Below are 25,344 nucleotides of genomic sequence, written 5' to 3' on the forward strand. Positions count from 1 at the left end.
AGGGCCGGTCGCAACACCCTGCACAAAGGGCGGATTGCGGGCATTCGCTGCAGTCAAGAGTAATTCGCGCCTAAGGGTTGGAAGCGGACATGCAGGTGGTACTCCCTTCTGGCTTCGCTTTTCACCAACCTAAGCGTTTCTTGTCGATCTTTGGGAGGTGACCGCATTCGGCGAAAGACCATAATCAACCGGTTGCCCGACAGAGGCGCAAGCCAACCTGAGCTTTCGCAAAGCTTAAGCTGGGAAATTCAAATATTGCCAAAAGTCGACACCGTGTCGTTACCGCAGGTGATGCGCTTTTGGATATCGGGCACCGCCCGAGCCTCTAAGCTAAACTTGCGGGATCAGCCCACCAGCACTTGCTAGCAAGGCTACAATCTTGTCCACGCCTTCACGATTGCGCAGCGAGGCAAAAACAATTGGCCGCGTGCCGCGCATCCTTTTGGCATCCCGGTCCATAACCTCCAGCGACGCGCCAACATAAGGGGCAAGATCTGTCTTGTTGATGACCAGAATGTCGGATTTGGTGATGGCTGGCCCACCTTTACGGGGAATTTCTTCGCCAGCGGCAACGTCGATCACATAGAGCGTCACATCCGCTAGCTCCGGACTGAAAGTGGCCGATAGGTTGTCGCCACCGCTTTCAATCAAAACAACTTCGACATCCGGATGCCGATCAACCATCTCGGCTACAGCGGCTAGGTTGATCGACGCATCCTCTCGGATCGCAGTGTGAGGGCACCCGCCGGTCTCAACCCCGATAATGCGATCCTGTGGTAGAATCTGCATGCGCATCAACGCCTCAGCATCTTCCTGCGTGTAAATGTCATTGGTGATGACACCTATTGAGTGGGTGTCCCGCAACGCTTCGCTCAGAGCTGCCGTGAGCGTCGTTTTTCCGGCGCCAACAGGGCCACCAATACCGACACGAAGCGGGCCATTCATCTGGGTCATGTGCGGAATATCCTTGAATATTGGGTTTCGTGTTTCATCGCGGCGATGTCCGTCACAAAGCTCGAACTGGCCAAGTCATCCAGCGTGGCAGTCGCAGCGCTTTCCGCGAGCGTACAGCAAAGTGGGGTCAGTGCATGGATCAGTTTTTGACCTTCCGTCTGGCCAAGGGGTACAAGCCGCATTGCGACCGCCGCGAGATTGGACACGAAGGCCTGCAAAAAGACTTGGTTGGTGAGTTCAAGTGGCAAGCCTTGCAACCGCGCAGCGCGGCCAACAGCAACCGGATAGGTCAGTCCTTTTAAGTCTACACCCCAGATTTCACCCGTCACATTACAAAACGCCGCGCCCTGCAAATAGGCTTCCTTTAACCGTTCCGCCGACGCCGAAAAAGCGCGGCTCATCGCGTCGATCTCACCCAGTTCGTCGGTACTCGCTTGGTAGGCCGCGCCAATAAACAGACTGTCGTTCCATCCAGCGCCATGTTGCACCACATCGGAGATCCAGACGCCGACCTGCTCTGAATTGGCCACGTCTCCGACATCAATGGCCCACTCCAACCCATGTGAATAGGCGAAAGCGCCCACCGGAAAGGCAGGCGAGAACCATTGTGTCAGGGTGAGGATATCAGTGGCTGTGGCCATGGGTGCGTCCGTGCCCATAGGCCCCGCCTTCTGGAGTGAAGGGCTCAACCACTTCACGCACCGTGGCGCCAATCTTGCCCAGCATGTCACGGATCACGTGGTCGCGTTGTATGAGCAGCCTACTTTCCTCAATTTGGCAGGGCGTATGGCGATTTCCGATATGCCAGGCGAGACGCGGCAGGTCGGCTCCCGTGACCTCCAGCAGGTCTTCATTAGCGGCAACAACCTCAATCAAGCGGCCGTCTTCCAAGGCAAATGCGTCCCCATGGTCAAGTGACGTTGTATGCGCCAAATCAACAAGAAACTGTTCGGCACGCACTGTCGATAACATTTTGCGCCGAAGGAAACGGTCATCGTAATTGAGCGTTACACAATCATAAGCACCGGACCAATGGCCGGGTTTGCGAATTTGGCGGCTGGGGGGAAGCGTGGTCATTGGATGCACCTTCAGAACATGAAATAGCGTTGTGCCATGGGGAGAACCACGGCGGGTTGGCAGGTGAGAAGCTCGCCGTCAGCACGCACCTCGTAGGTTTCAGGATCCACTTCGACCATTGGGGTTGCTGTGTTCAGAAGCAGATCGGATTTGCCAATGTTACGGGTGTTTTTTACCGCGAGCGTGTCTTTGGCGAGGCCCAATCGTGCGCCAATTCCGGCGTCTTGCGCGGCCTCGCTGACAAAGCAGACGGCGGAGTTTTCAACCGAGCGCCCATAAGCACCAAACATCGGACGGGAGTAGACAGGTTGCGGCGTTGGGATCGAAGCGTTGGGGTCACCCATCTGCGCCATAACGATGCTACCGCCAAGTAAAACCATCTCAGGCTTCACACCAAAGAAGGCCGGATCCCACAACACCAAATCCGCGCGCTTGCCAACTTCAATACTGCCAATTTCATGGGCAATACCATGCGCAATTGCGGGGTTGATGGTGTATTTGGCGATGTAGCGGCGCACGCGGTAATTGTCGTTGTTTCCCGTTTCCTCAGACAGTCTGCCGCGCTGTTTTTTCATCTTATCGGCTGTTTGCCAGGTTCGGATCAACACTTCGCCGACGCGGCCCATGGCTTGACTGTCCGAGGCGATAATCGAAAACGCCCCCATGTCATGCAGAATGTCCTCAGCAGCGATGGTTTCGCGACGTATCCGGCTTTCCGCAAAGGCCACATCTTCCGGAATCGACTTGTCGAGATGGTGACAAACCATCAGCATATCGAGATGCTCTTCCAGAGTGTTCACCGTGAAAGGGCGGGTGGGATTGGTTGAGGACGGCAAGACATGCTCTTCGCCACAAATTTTGATGATGTCCGGTGCATGGCCACCACCTGCACCTTCGGTGTGAAAGGCATGGATTGTGCGGCCTTTTAGGGCTGCCACAGTGTTCTCAACAAAACCGGATTCGTTGAGCGTGTCTGTGTGGATCATCACCTGAATATCCAGGTCATCGGCAACTGACAGGCAGCAATCGATGGCGGCAGGCGTTGTCCCCCAATCCTCGTGTAACTTAAGGGCGCAGGCACCACCTAGAATTTGCTCTTCCAAGGCAGCCGGAAGTGACGCATTGCCCTTGCCGGCAAAGGCGAGGTTCATTGGAAAGGCATCCGCAGCCTGCAACATCCGACCGATATGCCAGGGACCAGGCGTGCAGGTGGTCGCCAAGGTGCCATGTGCAGGACCGGTACCGCCGCCCAGCATTGTGGTCAGGCCGGAATGCAGCGCGTCCTCGATCTGCTGTGGGCAAATAAAATGGATATGGCTGTCAAATCCACCGGCTGTCAAAATGCGGTTTTCGCCCGCAATGACCTCGGTGCCCGGGCCAACAATGACATCGACCCCGGGCTGTGTGTCCGGGTTTCCGGCTTTGCCAATGGTCTGGATACGCCCACCTTTCAGGCCAACATCCGCTTTGTAGATGCCGGAATGGTCAACGATCAGCGCGTTGGTAATAACCGTATCCACGGCCCCTTCGGCGCGTGTGGCCTGGGATTGTCCCATCCCATCGCGGATGACTTTGCCGCCACCAAACTTCACTTCTTCTCCGTAGACATCCTCTCGCAAGCCCGTCGCACTGAATTGCGCGGCAGTGGCGCGCTCTACGATCAGATCTTTTTCAACCTCAATGATGAGGTCCGTGTCCGCCAGCCGCACTTTGTCGCCCACTGTGGGGCCGAACATAGCAGCATAGTCACTCCGGCTTATCTTGCCCGGCATCTTTCAGCGCTCCCATGATGTGTTGATTAAAGCCGTAGATGTGTCGCCGTCCCATAAAGGGCACCAGCATCACCTCCCGGCGTTGTCCTGGTTCGAACCGAACGGCAGTGCCAGCTGGAATGTCCAATCGCCGCCCTAAAGCCGCATGCCGATCAAAGTCCAGCGCTGGGTTTGCTTCGGCAAAATGATAGTGACTGCCCACTTGCACGGGGCGGTCGCCGGTATTGGCCACCAACACCATACGCGCACTGCGCCCCGCGTTGAGTGTAAGCGAACCTTCGGCAGGAAATGTTTCACCCGGGATCATGTGCGCCGCCGCAACTGAACAACAGCCATCGTCCCACCCACGATCACTGCAGAGAGAACCACCGCAATCCAAGCGTATTCCCCGTGACTATGAGCGTGTGCTCCGGAATGGGCCATGGCCGGAGAGGCCAAGAGCCCAGTCAAAAACGGTACAACATATTTCATCGGCTCAAGCTCCTCTAACGAATTGGATTGTGAACGGTGACAAGCTTGGTGCCATCCGGGAACGTGGCTTCGACCTGCACTTCATGGATCATCTCCGGGATGCCCTCCATGCATTGGTCGACTGAGACAACCTGTGCACCCGCTTCCATCATATCGGCCACAGAACGGCCATCGCGCGCGCCTTCCACAACGCTGTCGGTAATCAAGGCGATGGCTTCCGGGTGGTTGAGTTTAACACCACGTGCCAAGCGCTTGCGGGCCACTTCGGCAGCCATGGCAATCAACAGTTTGTCTTTTTCTCTTGGGGTCAGGTTCATGTCAGATCATCCAGCATCGAGGAAGGTCGCCACCATGCAGCTCTCGCAGAACTGGCAGCAGGGTTTTTCTGAGGGTGAAATCGTCATCAGCAAGCAGGCGCAGGACCAACACATCCTGTTGGAGAAGGCTCACACCGCCAGTTTCCGGAAGCGTCTCTCGCAGCGAGGCCAGGTGCCGTTCCGCATCTTTTGCAACCAAAACCACCAGCGCCATCGCCCCAGCACCGTTGCCGATAAATGGCTTGTCCAGATGGGCCTGTAGGCTTCCAGCGAAAGACATCGCATCGAGAAAGAGCGGCGTGCCCGCGCGCCGTACCTCAATCCGGTCACGAAATCGAATATCGGTCAGCACCTCGCCCATTGCCGGGCGGCCAAAAACCAAAGGCTCGACCATGAGCAGAGACGCGTCCGGATCCAGATCAATGCTCAGGCGACGGTCCAACGCGCTCCCGTTGAACAGAATGGTTTCTTGAGGCAACCAATTGAGCCGTGCCCCCACTTCAACCCGAAGGCGGTTGCGGATCTGGCCAGTCTGATTGGGTTGCGCCTTGTAAGCCCGCTCGCAAGCTTGGGTCGTCAAGGTGAGTGTGGTGTCCTTTGCCAAATGACCCGAGAAAGTGAATTGATCGCCGCCTGTGATCCCGCCCGCAGTGTTCAACAGGACGACATCCATCGCGGCCCCGCTGGATTTAGGGAACAAACATCTGAACGACCCGGCTTGGTGAAGATCGTCCAAAACAGAACGATCTCCGACCATTTTTGTGCTCACGCGCAGCGTTCCCTTCGCACGCGGAGGCTGCGTAGTATGGGGGGGCGATATGTCTGCCAGACGTGTGATCAGCGTATCCTCTTGGCGCGTAGAACTGTTCTTGGTTCTGACGCCTAGAGGGCAAAACACCATCCGAAACGACCATTTTGAGGACGTAGGCAAGGCCGATCGCCTATTTTTTGCGCGCTCGCTGTGAATTTCGATCAAAAAACAAGCATACGCGAAGGCCGCTAAGGAATTGCAGTGTCTCAGGTTTGCTTATTTAGCCGCAATGCAGAATCGATTGGACACCTGCCGGAGACACGATGTCAAAAAACCGGAGGTGTGTGACGACCATACGAATTGGACCTCGAAGCGGCCGCCACACGAATTGCAACATGACGTTGCGGGGATAGGTAAGAGAAATCGGCACATATGTGCAAGGTCTCTCTCCTGCGCCCTGCCTGGAGGCTAATATGAATTTTCTCAAATCCACTCTCGCCGGATCTGTCGTCTTTGCGTCACTGGCCGGTATCGCCATGGCTGACGAAGACACCATCAAAGTTGGAGTCTTGCACTCTCTTTCTGGCACGATGGCAATCTCTGAGACCACTTTGAAAGACACTATGTTGATGCTGATTGATCAGCAGAATGCAAAGGGCGGTCTGCTCGGTAAGCAGCTGGAAGCTGTGGTGGTCGACCCTGCATCAGATTGGCCACTGTTTGCCGAAAAAGCGCGCGAGTTGCTGACGGTGCATGACGTTGACGTGATCTTCGGAAACTGGACATCTGTGTCACGTAAATCGGTACTGCCGGTTATCGAAGAACTGAACGGCCTGCTGTTCTATCCGGTGCAGTATGAAGGCGAAGAATCGTCTAAGAACGTGTTCTACACCGGTGCCGCGCCAAACCAACAAGCTATCCCGGCTACAGATTACTTCTTGGAAGAGCTGGGCGTTGAAAAATTTGCGCTGCTGGGAACAGACTATGTGTACCCGCGCACCACAAACAACATCCTCGAAAGCTATCTCAAAGGCAAAGGCGTTTCCGATAACGACTTGTTTGTGAACTACACGCCGTTTGGCCATTCTGACTGGTCCAAAATCGTGGCTGATGTTGTGGCTCTGGGCGCTGACGGCAAAAAGGTTGGCGTGATTTCAACCATCAACGGTGACGCCAACATCGGCTTTTACAAAGAACTGGCTGCGGCGGGTGTGTCTGCCGACGATATTCCAGTTGTCGCTTTCTCAGTGGGCGAAGAAGAACTGGCAGGCCTCGATACCTCTAACCTCGTGGGTCACCTCGCAGCGTGGAACTACTTCCAGTCCGCAGATGCTGAGGTGAACGCCGAGTTTGTGAAAACTTGGAAGGCCACAATGGGGGAAGAGCGGGTCACCAACGATCCAATGGAGGCCCACTTCATCGGCTTCAACATGTGGGTGAATGCGGCCACCGAAGCTGGGTCTACTGAAGTAGATGCCGTGCGGTCTGCCATGTACGGACAAGAATACCCGAACCTGACAGGCGGGACCGCGGTGATGTTGCCAAACCACCACTTGGCCAAGCCCGTCCTGATTGGTGAAATCCAAGACGACGGTCAATTTGATATCATCAGCCAGACCAGCGAAGTCCCAGGCGATGCCTGGACTGACTTCCTGCCGGAATCAGCTGTTCTGATGTCCGACTGGAAGGACTTGGACTGCGGTATGTACAACACCGAGACCAAGACCTGCGTTCAGACTTTGTCGAACTACTAAGACCAGCACTTGCGAAGAGGGTCGATCTTGACCCTCTTCCAACAAAACACGCGGACAACTCCGACATGATAAGACCATTCCTTGCGGGTCTCGCAATTCTATTGTCGTGCCTGACGGCCACTGCGCAGGACGCGAACATCCAGCCCATCTTGCAAGAGTATCAGGCAGAAATTGCCAAAAGCTCGCGCAAGACCATTGGCCCGGTGATTGATGCAATCGCCACCAGCGGATCACCACAGGCTCAGCTCATGCTTGAGATATGGGCCGCCAAAAATATGTGGATGCGCAAGTCAGACGGTCTTTTCTTTGTCGGAGAGAAGACCGACGCCAAAAGCTACCAGCTCACAGATTTTGACAGCGGAGATGTTGTTGGAAGCTATCCCAAGAGTGACCTGAAACAACTTAAGCCAAACAGCGGCGTCCGCGCCATGATTGCGACAGCGTTGGTTCAGTTTCAGTTGATGGACCCGGATGCGGCCAAACGGCAAGATGCACTGACCTCAATTCAACGAGACCCCGGTCCCACGCTTCTAGCCCCTTTACGTGCCTCGATTGACAGTGAAACCGATGCATCGCTGAAGGCGCAGAAACAACGGCTCGAGCGCTTACTCACCATAGGCTATGATCACGACACAAAAGCACGTGTCGATGCCATCAAAGACATGTCTGGCGACCTTGGTGTCGATGTCCGTGCGACTCTCAACCCGTTGGTGGCAAGGACTCTCAATGTAGCAATCGGGGGCTCTCCAACCGGTGTAAATGTGGCTGCATTACTGGAACCTGGCACTGATCAGTTGTCCAAGACCGACGCCTATGACCTGTTGGTGGCCAAAGGCATGGCTCCGGCGCTGGTTTCGTCTGGCGATATTCGCAAGGCACTGGCCGCCAATATAGAAAGCGGCCGTGTTGGCGGCATTCCGGTGGCTCAGCTGGACAACGATACAGCGCGAAAAGCTGCCTACGCGGCGCTCGCGGACGCCGGACAAGTGCCCGCATTTATCACGCAAGCGGACACGGACGCCGCGATTGCAAACCATGTCTTCTTTGAAACTTTTGCAGAACCCTCAGTTGATGTGACAACGGCGGCCACCGATGCGTTGGAGGCCATCAACCTGAAGGTCGGTATAAACCAGGCCTTAGACTTGACGCTTGACGCGCTATCATTGGCTTCGATCTATTTCCTTGCCGCGATCGGCCTCGCCATCACCTTTGGTGTCATGGGCGTGATCAATATGGCGCATGGCGAATTCATCATGATGGGCGCCTATACGGGCTACGTGGTGCAACAGATGATCCCGGATCACACCTTGTCGATCATTGTCGCAATCCCAATGGCCTTCGCCGTGACCTTTGCTGCCGGTGTGGCAATGGAGCGGTTGGTGATCCGATGGCTTTATGACCGCCCACTGGAAACGCTGCTTGCAACCTTTGGCATCTCAATTGCGTTGCAACAGCTGGCAAAAAACATCTTTGGCACGCAAGCCCGTCCCCTGACTGCACCAGGGTGGCTCGACGGCGCGCTTGTGGTGAACGATGTGGTGTCGATCAGTTTTATTCGCATCGCCATCTTCATCCTTGCGCTCGTCTTCCTTGGCGTTTTCCTATTCATCATGAAGCGCACTAGGCTGGGGCTGGAAACACGCGCTGTGACCCAAAATCCCCGCATGGCCGCTTCAATGGGGATCAACCCCGGCAAAGTGAATATGCTGACTTTTGGTCTTGGGTCAGGCATTGCCGGCATCGCAGGTGTCGCTATCGGTCTCTTTGCAAAAGTGACGTCCGAGCTGGGCAGCGATTACATCGTCCAAAGCTTCATGACCGTGGTGGTCGGCGGGGTGGGCAATATTTGGGGAACGCTTGCGGGCGCCGCGATGATCGGCTTCTTCCAAAAAGGGATCGAGTGGCTGAACCCGTCAAACACTCTCGCCGCACAGACCTACATGATCGTCTTCATCATCATTTTCATTCAATTCCGGCCAAGGGGCATCATCGCCCTCAAAGGCCGCGCTGCGGGGGATTGATCCATGCAACGGTCTTTCATTGCCAAGAACCCTTCGGTTCTGATCTTTCTTGCCTGCCTGGCCTTGTTCACTCTGATTGTGACAGTTCTGTCTGAAGGTTTCGGCGTCGGGGTGATTTCAACTAGCTTTGTCAAAACACTTGGCAAGACTCTGTGCCTGTGTCTGGTTGCAGTGGCCATGGACTTGATCTGGGGATTTACCGGTATCCTGTCGCTTGGCCATTTCGCTTTCTTTGGCCTGGGGGGCTACATGATTGGCATGTGGCTGATGTATGAGCGCACCCGCCTGATCGTGGTTGAGACACTCAGCCAAACAGAAATTCCTGCCACCAGTTCCGAAATTATTGACGGCATTGGAAACCAAATCTTCGGCGTGGTCGGCTCTAGTGATTTCCCACTGATCTGGGCTTTTTCGGACAGTCTGGTTCTACAGCTCGCAATGGTGGTTCTGGTGCCAGGATTGTTGGCACTGGTGTTTGGATGGTTCGCCTTCCGAAGCCGCGTCACCGGGGTTTACCTGTCAATCCTGACCCAGGCGATGACGCTGGCTCTGGCTTTGTATCTATTCCAAAACGACAGCGGTCTGCGTGGTAACAACGGGCTCTCAGGCCTGCAAAATTTGCCGGGTGTGACCGCTTCTCAGGACGAGGTGTCCCTATGGTTCCTCTGGGCCTCAGCTTTGGCCCTTGGCCTTGGATATCTGCTGGCGGCTTGGGTTGTTTCCGGCAAGCTTGGCTCTGTTATTCTTGGCATCCGAGACAACGAGGCGCGGGTGCGCTTTCTTGGCTATTCGGTCGAGACCTACAAGCTGGTGGTCTTCACATTTACCGCCTGTATCGCCGCAATCGCTGGAGCGCTCTACTACCCGCAGGCAGGGATCATCAATCCCGCTGAAATCGCACCTATTGCGTCGATTTATCTGGCGGTCTGGGTCGCAATTGGTGGGCGTGGTCGGCTTTATGGTGCTGTAATCGGCGCCGCCTTTGTCAGCCTTCTAAGCACGTGGTTCACCGGAGGCCAAGCACCGGACATTCCGCTGGGGTTTTACACGGTCAAATGGGTCGACTGGTGGCTGGTGCTTTTGGGCTTGTCTTTTGTCGTAGTCACCCTGTTTGCCCCCAAAGGTATGGGTGGTCTGGTTGATCTGCTGTCGCAACGTAAAAGCCCCAATCGTCATGGCGCAGACTTGGGCCCGGACGACGGCGCTTTGCGCGAACAGGAGGCAAGCCAATGAATACGCTCCTTGAAGTTTCCGGCGTATCAGTCACCTTTGACGGCTTTCGCGCCATCAACAATCTATCGTTCCAGATTGGTGACGCTGAGCTGCGTGCGGTTATCGGCCCCAACGGAGCGGGCAAAACCACCTTTATGGATATCGTCACCGGTAAAACCAGACCGGACGAGGGCCGCGTGACTTGGGGGGACAAATCCCAGTCCCTTCTGAAAATGAATGAGGCAAAAATTGCGCAGGCTGGAATTGGCCGCAAGTTTCAGAAACCCACGGTGTTCGAAGACCAGACGGTTCAAGAAAACCTGCTGATGGCGCTGAAAAAACCGCGCGGCTGGCTTTCAGTTCTGATGTATCGGGCCAACACTGCGGACCTTGAAAAAACAGCAGCCCTGGCGCAGGAAATTGGATTGCTAGAAGAGTTGAGCCGAAAATCCGGCGAATTGAGTCACGGGCAAAAGCAATGGCTCGAAATTGGCATGTTGCTGGCGCAGGAGCCACGCCTGCTCCTGGTGGATGAACCAGCCGCCGGGATGACACCGCAAGAGCGCGAACACACCACTGACCTATTGTTGGAAGCGGCCAAAACCCGCGCTGTGGTGGTGGTGGAACATGACATGGAATTTGTGCGGCGTTTGAATTGCAAGGTGACCGTACTGCACGAGGGGTCGGTCTTGGCCGAAGGCAGCCTTGACCATGTCACCTCCAACCAAAACGTCATTGATGTCTATCTGGGGCGCTGAATCATGTTGAAACTTCAAGATCTTACCTTGCACTATGGGCACTCGCAAATTCTCAACGGAATTTCGATGCAGGCCGACCCCGGCGAAGTGACTTGCGTGATGGGCACCAACGGAGTTGGTAAAACCAGCCTGATTAAAGCCATCTCAGGAACCCACCCGAGATCGGGTGGCAACATTGAACTGGCGGGCGAAGTGTTGGACGTTTTGCCGGCGCAAAAAATGGCGCATAAGCGGATTGCCTATGTGCCTCAAGGACGGGAAATCTTTCCCCTTCTGACAGTGCGCGAAAACCTGGAAACCGGGTTTGTGTGTTTGCCACCTGCCGAGCATTTCATACCGGATGAAATTTTTGAGCTCTTCCCTGTTCTTAAAGAAATGCAGAGCCGGCGTGGCGGGGATTTGTCCGGCGGACAGCAACAGCAGTTGGCGATTGCCAGGGCATTAATCACCAAGCCACGGTTGTTGCTCTTGGACGAGCCCACGGAGGGCATTCAACCCAATATTATTCAGCAGATCGGTGAGGTGATCCGGCAATTAAGAGATAAAGGTGACATGGCGATTGTTCTGGTGGAGCAATATTTTGAGTTTGCCTATGAGCTGGCGGATAGGTTCGTGGTCTTGCGGCGTGGTGAAGTCATGATGGCTGGCACGAAAGACACCATTTCAAAAGAGGACCTGCTGAAAGGCGTTTCTGTGTGAGTGGAAACCTGGGCGGTAAAAGAGCCGAGCACCCCAACGGAGCGAGGCAAAATACCTCAACCGCAGCAGACCATTTAGCCTACTAAGCGCTACGATTTCGACCTCTGAAATTTGATCCATTTTGCACCAACCGCCAAAGGTCATTTCAATCATTTTGCAAAAAATCGTCAAAACCTCTTGCCGAAACCGGTTTCGGAAACTTTGCTAGTCATCCAAGGGAGAATGACTCGTGCAAACCGGAATGCCCAAAACGCCATCAAAACTGCCGTCGCGCACTCGCAGAAGGGTGACAATTGCGGATGTTGCCAACGATCTAGGTGTGACAAAAAGCACGGTAAGTCGCGCCTTGAACGGCTACACCGATATCGCAGAAGGCACACGGTTGCGTATCAGTCGGGCGGCGGAGCGTCTTGGGTATCGCCCGCTCAGCCATGCTCAAGCAATCCGTACGGGACGAGTGCGGTCGCTTGGGCTGGTGCTTCAGGTCGACAACGAAGACAGCGCCCGCCCTTTTCTTGCAGATTTCATCGCAGGGGTCACTCAAGCAGCGAGTGCCGAGAATTGGACCGTCACAATTGCAACCGCCGAAACCGAACGCGGGGTGCAGGAAACGCTGTCGCGTCTTGTCGAGGAGCACAAAGCGGACGGATTTATTCTTCCGCGCACGCGGTCACGTGACAAGCGCGTTGAGGCGCTGCGTGCCCAAAACATCCCGTTTGTCATGTTTGGGCGCACAGAAGACCCGACAGGATGTTCTTGGTACGATATCAAAGGCGAGGACGCGATGCGTGCGGCAACGGCACGCCTCGCTAGTCAAGGGCACAAGCGGATTGCGCACGTACCCGGCGGCAGCGAATACACCTATTCCAAGCTGCGTATCGACGGGTACCGCGATGGCTTGGCTGCCGCCGGCCTCTCGATTGCCCCTGCCTTGATCACTGCACCTGCGATTACACATGACGCTGGAGAGGCTGCAACGCGGTCCCTTTTGATGATGGCAGAGCCACCCACAGCGATCACCTTCGCTGTGGATCGCGCCGCACTTGGTGCTTACCGGGTGGCGCAAGACTTGGGACTGCGCATTGGCAGTGACTTTTCGGTGATTGCTTATGACGGCATTCCTGAAGGCGCCTACGCGAACCCTGGCCTTACGACGTTTGCGGTCAACAGCCGTCAAGCGGGGGATCGGCTTGCAACACTATTGATTAAACAAATTCGGGGCACCGCTCCGGAAGAACTTCGCGAGTTGGCTCCGGCCACGCTCGTTGAGCGGGGGTCAGATGGGCCTCCACGTCTGACACCCGCCGAATTGGCACGGTGTTTAAAGGACATACAAAAAACGTGAAGTCCAATGGGAGGAACCAACATGAAACTTCAGAGAAAAACCAAATTATTGAGCAGCGCTGCACTTGCGCTGGTGATGGTGTCGGGGGCCGTCAATGCGGACACGATCCGGTTCTGGACAACCGAAGAGCAACCTGAGCGGCTCGCTAAGCAACAGGAAATGGCGGCTGAGTTTCAGGCCGCGACCGGCACCGAAGTGCAGGTCATTCCGGTAACAGAATCTGATTTGGGCACGCGCGCAACCGCCGCGTTTGCCGCCGGTGATCTGCCCGATGTGATTTACCACCCGCTGCAATATGCGCTGCCTTGGGCAGAAGCCGGCATTTTGGATACTGAGGCTGCATCAGAAGTTGTCGAAGGACTTGGCCAAGGCACATTTGCACCCGGTCCACTTGCGATGGCAGCCGTCGAAGGTGGGGTTGCCTCTGTACCGGTGGATGGCTGGACACAAATGATCGTCTACCGTGCTGACAAGTTCGAAGAAGCTGGCCTAGAAGCGCCAACATCTTTCGCCAACGTCGTTGCGGCACTCGACAAACTTCACAACCCACCAGAGATGTACGGCTTCGTTGCAGCCACAAAAGTGGACGAAAACTTCATGTCGCAAGTGCTGGAACATGTGTTCCTCGCCAATGGCGTTTCGCCTGTGAACTATGACGGGGCTGCGGCGCTCGATCTGGCTGCAACCACCGAGGTGCTCGAATTCTACAAAGCAATCGCCGAAGCCTCTCCTCCCGGCGAACTGTACTGGAAACAATCGCGCGAGCTATTCTTTGCGGGCCAAGCTGCGATGATCATCTGGTCACCGTTTATTCTGGATGAGTTGGCCGGTTTGCGCGACAGCGCTCCGCCCACAATCAATGACGACCCTACTTCGTCTGAGCTGGCGTCAAAGACTGGCATCGTAACCAATTTCTCGGGACCTTCGAACCCAGATGGGGCCGCATGGGGCGATGTGCGTTACTTTGGTATCACCAATGACGCTGACACCGAACTGGCTATGGATTTTGTGAAGTTCTCAATGGATGAGGGCTACACCCAAACGCTGTCCATTGCGCCGGAAGGCAAGTTCCCGGTGCGTCGCGGCACGGCAGACGAACCAGAAAAGTTCTCGGAGGCCTGGTCGAAGTTGCCGGTTGGCGTGGACCGCAAGGCGCCGCTTGGCGACCTGTATGAACAAGCGATGATCAATGAGATCGTTGGTGGTCTTGATGTTGCCAAGCGTTGGGGCGTTGCCGAAGGTCAGCTGGGACTTGCGTCCAAAATGATCAACAGCCAGGTCATCAACCGCGTGGTGCGTCAGTACATCGACGGCGAAATTGATGCTGCTGCTGCTGTGACCGCCATGAACGAGCAACTTTCTGCAGTCGAGTAGAAGTTAGCGCGGTAGCCCGCTCCGACATTTGTCGGGGCGGGGACATTCATCACTTCAACCTTTGTGTTGACCGGAGACCTTCATGAACATTGCAACCCCTCCTAAAGGGCGCGGCCCGCTGGCAAAGCGTGAAGCCCGATTGGCGTGGTCTTTGCTGTTGCCAACGATCACGATGGTGTCGCTGGTGGTGATCTTGCCGTTGCTTGCGATTTTCTGGATCAGTTTTAAGCCCATAGGGCTCGCTGACCTGCGCCCCCCAGCGCCTGTGCTGCGCGAGAGTTTGCGTGGCTCGGGAGACGACTTGCGGATCGAGTATCGGTTGCGAAATTCGAGCCGAGACACCGAAATAACTGATGTCACGATACGCGACACCTGGCCTGAAAGCCTGATTGTTGTCGGAGACTTACCTGCAGGATGTCATTTGGATGGAACCGTATTTGCCTGTGACCTGGGCGCCTTAGAGCCGGGTTTTAATGAACGGCTGCGTGTGCCGGTTATGTTAGCAGATGGCGCCGACAAGGATGCGGCGGAAGACGCCGCCGAAGGCAGCAGGCCACACGTGCGGGGCAACGCGGAGTCTATCCTGACAAACTTTGAGTTTACGTTCGACAACTTTGTGAAGGTTTTTGACGGAGACGAATTCTGGTCCGTGATGTGGGTCACGATTTTCTACACCGTGTTTGGCACCGTGGGAGCTTTGCTTCTGGGGCTGTTTGCCGCTCTGCTTTTGAACAAGAGCTTTCGAGGTCAGGGCATCCTGCGCGGGCTCTACCTGTTTCCATATGTCGCCCCCGTGATTGCAGTGGCGTTTACTTGGGTTAACCTGTTTGATCCGTTCTCTGGATCGGCAAATGCGCTGCTATTGCAGATGGGTGTGACCAGTGAGGCCATCAACTTCTTTGGACAGCGGCCGCTCGCGCTCATCATGGTGACTGTGTTCGAAATCTGGCGCTATTTTCCGCTCAGTTTTCTCTTCATCCTTGCGCGGCTTCAATCCATCGACACCGATATGTACGAGGCGGCCGATATGGACGGGGCATCGCCGTTTCAGAAATTTTGGTACCTGAGTTTGCCAATGTTGTTGGGCATTCTGTCGGTCCTCTTCCTGCTGCGATTCATTTGGACGTTCAACAAGTTTGACGACATCTTCCTATTGACCGGCGGCAACGCAGGAACACGTACATTGACCGTCAACGTCTATGAACAAGCGTTTGCGGTCTCAAACATCGGTGCTGGTGCTGCCGTGGCGGTTATCATCTTTGGCTGTTTGTTGGTGTTCAGTGTCTTCTTCTTCAAGTTTATCAGCCGGGAGGAAGGGCTATGAGCCTCTTACGGTATGGATATGTGAGTGGCCCCGTCATCGGCGCTATCTGGCTCTTTGTCCTCGCTACCACCATTTCGGTCACAATGTCTTTCGCCACCGGCGACGCGTTTAGACCCGCGTTGGTGTCATCATTGGTTTTGGGTGCCTTGGCAGGTTGGATCGCAGTGACGCCGCAAAACAAAACCACAAAAATTGCCATGATCTCAGCTCTGGTTTTTGCAACTTCCCTCACTGGTTTCGGCCCGACCGTGATGCAAAGCACCGCAACTTCTCAAGGTTTTGTCGCAATCTTGCTTGCACTTGTGATGGGCTGGTCGATTGTCTCGATCATGGCTGCCGTGCCATTTGGAAGCCTGTCACGGCATGAAATGGAGGAGGCCTGGATCCGGTTCCTGACAGGGTTTGGCTATATTTTCTTCACCGCAATCGTGTTGATCCCATTTTATGTGATGGTGATGACCTCGCTGAAGTCGCAATCTGATCTGTTGCAAAACCCGCTGGATTTCTCGCTGGATTTCGACAAAGGCGCGGCGCTTTTTCGCAGCTACTATGAGCTGTTCCGAGACTTCAATTTCGGCACCTATATGTGGACCAGTTTCTATGTCTCAGTGCTGACCGTTCTGATTACGCTCGCGTTCTCCATTCCAGGGGCTTACGCCGTCGCGCGCTTGAATTTTCGTGGTCAAAAGGCCTTTTCGCGCTCAATTCTCCTGATCTACATGGTGCCAATGATCGTTTTGGCGTTGCCAATCTACATCGCGTTTTCCGTCACAGGTCTGCGCAACACGGTGATCGGCATCATTCTGATCTATCCGGTCACAACGATCCCCGTGGCGCTCTATATGTTGCAAGGTTATTTTCGTGGCCTGCCGCCGGAGGTGGAAGAAGCGGGTCTTATGGACGGGTTAAATCGCCTTCAAGTCATCTGGAAAATCACACTGCCTTTGGCTCTGCCGGCGCTGGCATCGGTGAGCCTGTATGTCTTCATGATTGCCTGGAACGAGTTTCTTCTGGCTTTCATGCTGTTGGACGATCCCTCGAAATTCACACTCACGCGTGGCGTCGCCATGCTTAACAGCTCAGAAATTCCCCGCGAACATCTGATGGCAGGGGCGGTCATTGCGACCGTGCCGGTTATGGTTTTGTTTCTCGGGTTGGAGAAATTCATGACCAAAGGTCTTACTGCAGGGAGCGTGAAAGGATGAACGCGCAAGCTATGCCAGATATGGATGAACAAGCGCGCGCGATTTTGCGCGGCAACGATCGCGGCGGATACACCGTGCCGACCGCTGGATTATACCCCTATCAATGGAACTGGGACAGCGCCTTTGCCGCTTGGGGATTTGCCACTTTCGATGTCGAAAGAGGCTGGGATGAAATTGAGACTTTGTTCTCAGGCCAGTGGGACAATGGCATGGTGCCGCACATCTTGTTTCATCGCCCTGACCCAGGATACTTTCCGGGACCTGAAGTATGGGGAGGCATAGGGCCCGTGGCCTCATCTGGCATCAGCCAGCCACCTGTTGCCGCAAGCTTCGCACGGCGGATTTACGACCTTGATCCGGATGCCAGCCTTCCAGTGGTGGCGCGTCTCTTCCCCAAGATGCTGGCGTGGCATCGGTGGTTTATGGAGTGGCGCCTTGATCAAGGGGCAGTCTGTATTACGCATCCTTGGGAAGCAGGCCGGGACAATACACCGGATTGGGATGGTGCGATGGCTGGCATCGATCCCAAAGATGTCGGGGACTACACCCGTCGAGACACCTCCCATGTTGATCCAGAGATGCGCCCCACGAAGTATGACTACGACAGGTATGTCTGGTTGGTGCGACTGGGCCGTCGTTTAAACTGGGATGAGACGGCCTTGCTGGAGCAAAACCCCTTCCGCGTGGCCGATCCGACAATGACATTCACCCTTTTGCGCGCGCAGCGTGACCTAGCGGCGCTAGGCCGTATTCTGAAAGAAGACGTCAGCGAAATCGAAGCCGCAATCACAGTTTTGGAGGCAGGGGCCGAGACGCTATGGAACGCCGATCTTGGCAGCTATGACGCGCGCGATGTCCGCTCGGGCCAATGGTCCAACTGCGTATCCAACGCCTCTTTTCTGTGTTGGTACGCAGGGATCCAGAACCCAGCCATGGAAGCCCAATACGACCGCATCACGTCGGTCTGCACCTATCCGGTTCCCAGCCACGACCCAAGCTCCGACCGGTTTGATCCCAAACGCTATTGGAGAGGGCCTACGTGGGGCATCATGAACGCGCTCATCGGGATTGGCTTACAGGACTGCGGCCTTGTTGACAGAGCAGAAAGCCTGCGCACATCCACGGCTGACTTGATCCGCGAACATGGATTTGCCGAATATTTCGACCCTCTTACAGGAGACGCCGCAGGTGGAGGCACATTCACCTGGACTGCGGCTGTATGGCTGGGCTGGGCCTCACCGTCACGTCCAAAAGGAGCGTTCTAATGGGATCGATTAAACTTGAAGGCGTCGAAAAATGGTTTGGCGATGTCCAAGTCATCAAAGGCATCGATCTTGACATCGAGGACGGCGAATTTGTCATTTTTGTCGGCCCGTCCGGTTGCGGAAAATCCACATTGCTGCGGATGATCGGTGGCCTTGAGGAGACCTCACGCGGAGCCATTAGGATCGATGGTCGCGACGTGACGGCCGAGCCACCGGCAAAACGCGGCCTAACCATGGTGTTCCAAAGCTATGCGCTCTATCCGCATATGAGCGTGCGCGACAACATGGGGTTCTCGCTCAAAACCGCTGGTGCACCCAAGTCTGAGATCGACGACAAGGTCAATCACGCAGCCAGTGTTCTGAAGCTGGAGCAATACCTCGACCGACGCCCCAAGGACCTGTCTGGCGGCCAACGTCAGAGGGTTGCGATCGGGCGTTCAATAGTACGCGACCCCACGGCCTTTTTGTTTGACGAGCCATTGTCGAATTTGGACGCGGCGCTCCGGGTGGAGATGCGCTACGAAATTGCCAAACTTCATCAATCCCTTGGCTCTACCATGATTTATGTGACACACGATCAGGTCGAAGCGATGACGCTTGCGGACAAGATCGTGGTCCTGGAGTTCGGTAAAGTCGCGCAGGTCGGGTCGCCGCGCGAACTCTATGAACGTCCGGCCAATCTGTTTGTGGCGCAGTTTATTGGCTCACCAAAGATGAATGTCATTCCATGCAGCACAGAGGGAACTTCGTATAGCCTCCCTGGCGGACGTGGCGGCGAGTATCACGGGGCAAGCGAAGCCGCCCAACTTGGCATTCGCCCTGAGCACATGGAAGTTGTGTCTGTTGGAGAAGGCGCGTTGGACAGTGTGATTGATGTCGTCGAATATCTTGGCGCTGACTGTTTTGTCATCTTGGACTGTGGCCCGTTGGGGAAATTAACAGCCCGCGTTTCTGGCGAAACCACTTTGAAGTCGGGAGACAGGGTTGGCTTGAATTTCCCGCCCGAACGAATTCATTTCTTCGATAGCGACGGAAAGGCGGTTTGCTGAATTTATGGCTCGAGACGCTCCCGCGTTCCCGGGGTGGCAAGTCGGCTAGACAAGAGAGGCGATCATTCCAGACCGTTCGACTTCAAGCCGGGTTTTGTTCAAAACCAAGCTGTGAACATTGCTGTTTTACCGCCGGCTGAAGGCCGCATACCATTCAAAGGCTGCCATGAAATACGGTAACCGTATAGGTGCTGGCAAAAGGACGCAGCGTTTCCACCTAATTGGGCATTTTACAAATTGCCCACTACGCGCACATGATTTTGAGCGTTCCAAAAGGCTGCAGTTATGTCGAATGTCCGCTGTGAGAAAGCTGCATCGCAGCATTGTCTCAGTTGGCAAAAGTCCGATTTGGGCCGTCTGTGAGGACGGCCCAGAGATTTAGATTTCTACCGCCTCGGCAATCGTCAAAGCGTCTTCTAGTTCAACACCGAGGTATCTGACTGTGCTGTCCATCTTGGTGTGTCCAAGCAGGAGCTGAACAGCACGCAGATTGCCGGTCTTCCGGTAGATCTGCGCAACCTTCGTCCGCCGCATTGAATGGGTGCCGTATGCACTCGGCTCCAGCCCGATTGATTTCACCCAATCTCGCACCAGCCGCGCATATTGCCGTGTCGAAATGTGTAGTCGTTCATGGAAGCGCCCTGGCCATAGGAATTCGGAGCCGATCATTAGCGGCTCTTCCATCCACCTCAAAATAGACTTCCGCGTTCCCTCGGTAATCTCAAAGCGGACAGGTTTCTGTGTCTTGCTTTGAATGATCGAGGCCCGCTCTTTGACCTGTCCTGCGGCGAACACATCAGCCACCTTCAATTTGACCAGATCGCACCCCCTAAGTTTGCTGTCGATGGAAAGATTGAACAGAGCAAGGTCGCGGTGACTTTCAGCGATTTCCAGGCGCACACGGATTGCCCAGACATGCTTAGGCAAAAGCGGACGTTTCTGCCCGATAATGCGGCCTTTGTTCCAGGCAGGGCGACATGCACGAATGGCGGGTAAGTTTGGTGTTTGCATGGTGGATCCTCCGATCCACCACTCCCTCCCACGGCGACAACACGATGTTGACCCAGCCACCATATCAAAGGATGCCGCACTAGATACGAATGGCCGCAATGCGCAGATTGCGACATTTGCAAAGTCGTGCGAACGACCCTAAGCGGCAGTTCGTATCCAATAGAACCTGCCGCAGTGCAGCTTACCCGAAGCAGACATTGGTCGTTAAGCTCAGAAAATGACACTTGAAACCAAGTGCTTCTACTTGCCTTCAGCCCTTTTCTTTTTACTTTGCATAGCCTTGTAAGCACGGCGCTCAAATATCTCATATTTCTCGCCAAGCTTTTCTCTAAGTTGGGTTAGCAATTGGTCCACCTTGACCTTCGAGTTTGGTAGGTAAGGAACACCAACAAGCTCAATCCATCGGTCAAAGACGACCACATCACGGTTCTTCTTTGGTGGCTGTTTATAATTAGATAGTTCATGGAAGCCGATCACCGAAGTATCGCTGCCGTCTTTCTTGAGTGTCTTCCGCCAATTATGGACGGCTTCAGGCTCCGATAGGCGGGTCCCACGCTGAATCATCCAGCCGTCCACCACATCCTTTTCAAGTCCATCCAAGAGCTTGGTTGCGGATTGCCCCGGCTTCATCTTCGATTTTATCAAGTCGACGAAAGAGGATGGAATAAAGACATTCAATGCAGTTGTCGATTGTGAGATGAACTCGATTGCTTGACCTTGAAGCGTTCTGGTTAGTTTGCCTTTCATGGTGAATTTTCGTCCTGAAAACTCGTCGTTTGCGTCATGTGCCAGCAAAGATTTGGCAGGCAGACCAACTATTAGCTGATCGAGAGTCGATGCATCATCCCGTCCACCATAACGCATCAGTGCATACCTCGGAGTGTAGCAATTCAAAAAGTGCGCGTTATTCAAGATTACACCATCTGAGCAACGGAGCCACACGTGCTTCCGGCGGTCGTAGGACGGCCCAAGATTTTGGCCCCGATACCTCGGAAATACAAGCTCTCGGTCTTCTGACATTTGCCAAAGACAGGAAAAAACAAACTCGTCCGTGATGTCTGCCAGAATCTCATCGGCAAACGAAAGCTCCTTTGAGGCATAAGAGTTTCGTTGTAAATTCAAGGGAAACGAGCCGGAATTGTCGCCAATCGAAAGCGACGGGAGATTAAAAATGCTTGAACTGAATGACCGCTCGATATTGTGCGGACCGAAGCGTTCCTCATTACTTCCAGATACACGTATTTGGTTTACTGCCAAATCCGGCGCATGGGCTTCATAAGACCAGTTCACTTCGAAATTTTCGGTTTCGAAGTAGTTCCACGGGTCTTCGTATCTGTTGGACTTGGACGGCAGGTAGCACTTTTCATCCCACGGAATTTCTTTGCCGTCCTCTGTGTAAACAAGTTTCGGGTATCTACCAAAATATTGGCTGATAGGTTGATGTGAACTAACCTCTTTGCTGTACCTACTAGGTAGAAGTTTCCCTACTTGTGTTTGCAAGCGCTCCGGCACTTCGATTTGAATTTTGGTTCCCACTTCGCAATCGTGCCGAAGGACGTTGATTGCTCCGGTCTCAATACCCGCTGAAAACTTCAAACCTCTTGTCGTCGGTTCTGAATAATGGCGAGTTTCAACGGTAATCTTGTCGCCAAGCAAGAATGCTGCAAGTGCTCCTACGCCAAACCTGCCGCTCCTCTGAACTGTCTTTAGTCCGTCAGGTCTTTCGAATTTTTCCTTCCATGCGTCAGAGCTTCTAAACGATGCACCCGCCATCAAAAAATAATTCTTGATGATATCTTGCGTCATACCGACGCCACGATCAATGACCACGATTTTCGTTACTCTAGTCCACGCCCCACTTTGTTGGTCGTTAGACAGTTCGAAGTCGATTTGCACATCTCCGATGACATCTGCGCGACGCTTGGGTTCATCAATCGAGCCATCTAAAACGAGCTGGTCCAGCTCTTTCACTGCGTCGGTGGCGTTCTGCACTAACTCACGCAGGCCAACAGAAATGTCATTTGAGTACAATGGTCCAACGAGGAGCTTGAGGAGTTCACTGCCCGACGTTTCAAAAGCAATGCGTTCCGGAATGTAATTTATGGTCTTTGCAAAACCTTCCGCGTCGTCGATATTTGATTTTATCCTACGAATGTGTAGGCCCAGTTTATTTAGGCCACTATGAGAGTGCAGCCCATAAACTTCACCTAGAATAGCCCAAGTGATGTCCAATTCCCTCTGCAAGTCTTCAACCCAGTACTTTAACCTCAAGAATGTCGCGACGTCTTCTGGTTGAGCCGTGATGTCAATTGCTTCGGGATCGGTCAGATTTGTGATGTCAGAGACGCACTGATGCACAGACCATTCCCGAGTTGAGATGGGGCTGTTGAATTTCGAGACTTGTGTGCGGGCCGCAGGTGCCCTTTCACTTTGGATTTGAAGGTAGTCTGCAATCCGCAAGAGCGACATCAAGTAAATTGGGTGGGCTGAGCGCGTTTCAATCTTATTGTTATACTTACTTTCAAGGTAAGAAAATGTCTGACGAAGTCCCATGCCGTGGCTACGCGCAACCAAACCTCCGATGTCTGATAGAAACTTCTCGTAGTCGGTGTCTGTTTGGCAGAGTCGCACAACTGAACCATCGATTGAAGGCAGGCCTTGCAGTGCAATTTCGTGAGCCAATCTCGGGTGGTGTCGACGAAGGAACTCTCCCACCAGTAGAATGTCAAACTCATCCCACGGATCATCAAACGAAGGAAATGTCGTTACTGGCTTGTAGTTGGTACCGAATAAGGACTCGAGTTTGTTCGCATCAAACCGGCGTGCCTCAGCCAAGAAAGAGACCCACAACTCGTTCCATGGCCGGTCGCCGAACCCTTCTATCGGTCTGAGCGGGCCGTCTGCCGATATGAGCGTGCAAAAACCGTCCTTTGTGAGATGCATCCCAAGATCATGAAGCATGACGGAGGTTGTAAGAAGTGCGAAGTCGACGTCAGACATCAATTCGCGTGATTTCTCCGTTGCAAGATCGACTGCGGTTTCAAGAACCGCCTCAAAATGGGTGATGTCGTGATCCGTATATTCTGGAAAGAAGATCATTTTGTTCGAGGTAATATGCTTCGAAATTTTCGACACAGCACCTTTGACGTAGGCATCCAATTCTTGGTTGTCTTTAATCCGCTCAAGTACGACTTCGGTAATCTTCATTCTGCTCTTCTTAATTACTCACGTTATGGGCGAACTATGACAAATTGTTCACAAGAAAACCAGTTCGTTCACGCGATTGGAATTGAAACGTCTGCCGGTCAACTTGTAGCGAACGGCAGCTCTCCGGCATAGACGTCTACTGTTTTTTGGCTACAGCAAAAGTCCGCTCTCCGCACGATGTGTGGAACGTCCACGTCAGCTAAGGGCTGCCTGCAGTCATCCGACAGTTTCCTTCAGCCTAACCCCGCTGGCAGGGTGGATCGAATGACCGCAATGCGCAGGAAGCGGAGTTTGCAAAGTTTCGCGAGCGGCCCAGAGCTGACATTCACATGCCTCAAAGCGAATGACATGGTGTGTTTGCGGTTGTCGCTCTCCTCGGGCGAACGAGGTCCAGTATACTGGCCTCACAAATCTTAAGCCGTAGAGGAGAACGACCATGTCATATTATGTAGGACTCGATGTGTCCGTCAAATCCGTTTCGATCTGTGTTGTTGAGGCGGATGGTGCTGTTGTCGCACGCGGTGAAGTCTCGTCTGATCCGGATCAGATTGCCGCCTTTTTGTTCAGGCATGCGCCCGATGCTGAACGTGTTGTCCACGAGAGCGGCATTCTGTCGATCTGGCTGACCCGCGAACTGGAGAAGCGGGGCCTCCCGATAATCTGTATTGATGCACGGCTGGCGCATAAAGCCCTGTCAGGCCGTCTTAACAAGTCTGATCGGGGGGATGCCGAAGGCTTAGCGCATCTCGCGCGAACTGGGTGGTTCACCCGGGTTCACATCCGCAGTGAGACGTCAGAACGCATTCGTGTCCTGATCGGCACACGTGAACGCTTGATCAAGATGCGCAAAGATTTAGAAGGACATGTCCGTGGGGTGTTGAAAGTTTTTGGGATCTGCATGTCAGGCGTGCATCGCTCCAAAATGCGGCAAGCCTTCCGTGATCAACTTACCGAGGCGGGTACTACCGACCCTGCCATCGGTGTGATGGTGGACATGTTTAACCCAATCCATCTGGCGCTTTGCTCTGCAGCCGACGCAATGGACGTTGAGCTTAGGGCCATCGCGCGAGGAAGCGATCTTGCTGTGCGCCTCATGACAGTTCCGGGTGTCGGCCCTATCGTCGCTCTTGCCTACATCGCAACACTGGATGATGCAGCAAGGTTCAAAAAGTCAAAAGATGTCGGCGCATTCCTGGGCCTCACACCGCGACGCTATCAATCTGGCGAAATGGATTGGTCAGGGCGCATTTCAAAATGCGGAGATCGTGATCTGCGACGATTGCTGTACTCGGCGGCCACAACTTTGATCACACAAGTCAAAAAGCCATCACCTTTGCTGACATGGGCTACGCGCCTGAACGAGCGAAAAGGCTTAAAAAAGGCCGCTGTCGCAGCCGCAAGGAAGATTGCAGTTATCATGCACTGCATCTGGCGCAATGACGCTGTTTTTGACCCAAGCATGGAGGGCGTAGCTTAATCAGAAATTACGAATACCTGCCCGAGAGACTAAGGGTGGGTTCAGCGTCCTTCGGGACGGTGGCGGATCAAGCCAGTCTAAAGCGGTAGAGGTGGAACGCTTCCAACCTCGCGAATGACATTCTGGCCGATCAGCTCCCGGACGCCATCATGAAGCGGCAATGCCGACTTCGGAGAGAACCACGACCCCGAAAGACAAGTAACCCAGTTCCTTGACTTCTCCGCAAACAGAGAACCGCTTTTACAACCTGAGTTGCGAATTGCGGATCCGATGCCTTCCCAAGATGTTGCGAGGTGATGCC

Annotated in this window: 22 protein-coding genes; 12 read left to right on the forward strand and 10 right to left on the reverse strand. The window is 54.2% G+C overall.

Annotation, left to right across the window (positions count from 1 at the left end):
* Nucleotides 1-330 precede the first annotated feature (330 nt).
* Genes ureG through QZ517_RS06840 form a run of 8 tightly spaced genes read right to left on the reverse strand, consistent with a single transcriptional unit; the run spans nt 331 to nt 5,264 of the window.
* Nucleotides 331-954, reverse strand: coding sequence for an urease accessory protein UreG (gene ureG, locus QZ517_RS06805; RefSeq protein ID WP_294224122.1), 624 nt, complete (start codon nt 952-954; stop codon nt 331-333).
* Entirely contained in the window at nt 951-1,595 is a 645-nt protein-coding gene (locus tag QZ517_RS06810; RefSeq protein WP_294224123.1) for an urease accessory protein UreF, read from the reverse strand. The genes ureG and QZ517_RS06810 overlap by 4 nt, the downstream gene beginning before the upstream one ends.
* Nucleotides 1,579-2,031 (reverse strand): urease accessory protein UreE, encoded by a 453-nt coding sequence (gene ureE, locus QZ517_RS06815; protein ID WP_294224124.1) that lies wholly within the window; start codon nt 2,029-2,031, stop codon nt 1,579-1,581. The genes QZ517_RS06810 and ureE overlap by 17 nt, the downstream gene beginning before the upstream one ends.
* Before the next feature lie 11 nt (nt 2,032-2,042).
* Nucleotides 2,043-3,803: an urease subunit alpha gene (ureC, locus tag QZ517_RS06820; RefSeq protein ID WP_294224125.1), complete on the reverse strand. Its 1,761-nt coding sequence runs from the start codon at nt 3,801-3,803 to the stop codon at nt 2,043-2,045.
* Nucleotides 3,778-4,110 carry an urease subunit beta gene (locus tag QZ517_RS06825; RefSeq protein WP_294224126.1) on the reverse strand — a complete coding sequence of 111 codons (333 nt, stop codon included), beginning with the start codon at nt 4,108-4,110 and terminating at the stop codon, nt 3,778-3,780. The genes ureC and QZ517_RS06825 overlap by 26 nt, the downstream gene beginning before the upstream one ends.
* Nucleotides 4,107-4,274 (reverse strand): hypothetical protein, encoded by a 168-nt coding sequence (locus tag QZ517_RS06830; RefSeq protein WP_294224127.1) that lies wholly within the window; start codon nt 4,272-4,274, stop codon nt 4,107-4,109. Before QZ517_RS06830 ends, QZ517_RS06825 begins: the two co-directional genes overlap by 4 nt.
* A gap of 14 nt (nt 4,275-4,288) precedes the next feature.
* Nucleotides 4,289-4,591, reverse strand: coding sequence for an urease subunit gamma (locus tag QZ517_RS06835; protein WP_294224128.1), 303 nt, complete (start codon nt 4,589-4,591; stop codon nt 4,289-4,291).
* Nucleotide 4,592: 1 nt separating this feature from the next.
* Nucleotides 4,593-5,264, reverse strand: coding sequence for an urease accessory protein UreD (locus QZ517_RS06840; protein WP_294224129.1), 672 nt, complete (start codon nt 5,262-5,264; stop codon nt 4,593-4,595).
* A 551-nt stretch (nt 5,265-5,815) separates the two neighbouring features.
* Between QZ517_RS06840 and urtA the strand changes: the two genes are divergently transcribed.
* The 11 genes from urtA (at nt 5,816) to ugpC (ending at nt 19,348) form a co-directional block, all read left to right on the forward strand.
* Nucleotides 5,816-7,096: an urea ABC transporter substrate-binding protein gene (gene urtA / locus QZ517_RS06845; protein ID WP_294224130.1), complete on the forward strand. Its 1,281-nt coding sequence runs from the start codon at nt 5,816-5,818 to the stop codon at nt 7,094-7,096.
* A 65-nt stretch (nt 7,097-7,161) separates the two neighbouring features.
* Nucleotides 7,162-9,117, forward strand: coding sequence for an urea ABC transporter permease subunit UrtB (gene urtB / locus QZ517_RS06850; protein WP_294224132.1), 1,956 nt, complete (start codon nt 7,162-7,164; stop codon nt 9,115-9,117).
* 3 nt (nt 9,118-9,120) lie between these two features.
* Nucleotides 9,121-10,350, forward strand: a complete 1,230-nt coding sequence (urtC, locus tag QZ517_RS06855; RefSeq protein WP_294224134.1) for an urea ABC transporter permease subunit UrtC — start codon at nt 9,121-9,123, stop codon at nt 10,348-10,350.
* The gene (gene urtD / locus QZ517_RS06860; RefSeq protein WP_294224136.1) at nt 10,347-11,087 is read left to right on the forward strand and encodes an urea ABC transporter ATP-binding protein UrtD; all 741 of its coding nucleotides are present in this window, start codon (nt 10,347-10,349) and stop codon (nt 11,085-11,087) included. The genes urtC and urtD overlap by 4 nt, the downstream gene beginning before the upstream one ends.
* A 3-nt stretch (nt 11,088-11,090) precedes the next feature.
* The gene (urtE, locus tag QZ517_RS06865; protein WP_164646220.1) at nt 11,091-11,786 is read left to right on the forward strand and encodes an urea ABC transporter ATP-binding subunit UrtE; all 696 of its coding nucleotides are present in this window, start codon (nt 11,091-11,093) and stop codon (nt 11,784-11,786) included.
* Between the two features lie 229 nt (nt 11,787-12,015).
* On the forward strand, nt 12,016-13,131 hold the full coding sequence (locus QZ517_RS06870; RefSeq protein WP_294224140.1) for a substrate-binding domain-containing protein: 1,116 nt from the start codon (nt 12,016-12,018) through the stop codon (nt 13,129-13,131).
* 21 nt (nt 13,132-13,152) lie between these two features.
* Nucleotides 13,153-14,505, forward strand: coding sequence for an ABC transporter substrate-binding protein (locus QZ517_RS06875; RefSeq protein WP_294224142.1), 1,353 nt, complete (start codon nt 13,153-13,155; stop codon nt 14,503-14,505).
* A gap of 82 nt (nt 14,506-14,587) precedes the next feature.
* A complete protein-coding gene (locus QZ517_RS06880) occupies nt 14,588-15,829 on the forward strand; it encodes a sugar ABC transporter permease (RefSeq protein WP_294224144.1) in 1,242 nt (413 codons plus the stop codon).
* Nucleotides 15,826-17,034 carry a carbohydrate ABC transporter permease gene (locus QZ517_RS06885; RefSeq protein ID WP_294224146.1) on the forward strand — a complete coding sequence of 403 codons (1,209 nt, stop codon included), beginning with the start codon at nt 15,826-15,828 and terminating at the stop codon, nt 17,032-17,034. Before QZ517_RS06880 ends, QZ517_RS06885 begins: the two co-directional genes overlap by 4 nt.
* The gene (locus QZ517_RS06890) at nt 17,031-18,299 is read left to right on the forward strand and encodes a hypothetical protein (RefSeq protein WP_294224148.1); all 1,269 of its coding nucleotides are present in this window, start codon (nt 17,031-17,033) and stop codon (nt 18,297-18,299) included. The genes QZ517_RS06885 and QZ517_RS06890 overlap by 4 nt, the downstream gene beginning before the upstream one ends.
* Complete coding sequence (gene ugpC, locus QZ517_RS06895; protein WP_294224150.1) at nt 18,299-19,348, forward strand: sn-glycerol-3-phosphate ABC transporter ATP-binding protein UgpC; 1,050 nt, start codon at nt 18,299-18,301, stop codon at nt 19,346-19,348. The genes QZ517_RS06890 and ugpC overlap by 1 nt, the downstream gene beginning before the upstream one ends.
* A gap of 378 nt (nt 19,349-19,726) precedes the next feature.
* On the opposite strand, the gene QZ517_RS06900 is transcribed toward ugpC, so the two are convergent.
* Together QZ517_RS06900 and QZ517_RS06905 are read right to left on the reverse strand one after the other, a co-directional pair.
* Nucleotides 19,727-20,359, reverse strand: coding sequence for a tyrosine-type recombinase/integrase (locus QZ517_RS06900; protein ID WP_294224152.1), 633 nt, complete (start codon nt 20,357-20,359; stop codon nt 19,727-19,729).
* A 240-nt stretch (nt 20,360-20,599) separates the two neighbouring features.
* Complete coding sequence (locus QZ517_RS06905) at nt 20,600-23,566, reverse strand: ATP-binding protein (protein WP_294224155.1); 2,967 nt, start codon at nt 23,564-23,566, stop codon at nt 20,600-20,602.
* A 436-nt stretch (nt 23,567-24,002) separates the two neighbouring features.
* Between QZ517_RS06905 and QZ517_RS06910 the strand changes: the two genes are divergently transcribed.
* Complete coding sequence (locus QZ517_RS06910) at nt 24,003-25,043, forward strand: IS110 family transposase (RefSeq protein ID WP_294224159.1); 1,041 nt, start codon at nt 24,003-24,005, stop codon at nt 25,041-25,043.
* Nucleotides 25,044-25,344 lie beyond the last annotated feature (301 nt).

The sequence above is a fragment of the uncultured Shimia sp. genome (assembly GCF_913054185.1).
In the GTDB taxonomy this organism is placed as follows: Bacteria; Pseudomonadota; Alphaproteobacteria; order Rhodobacterales; family Rhodobacteraceae; genus Shimia.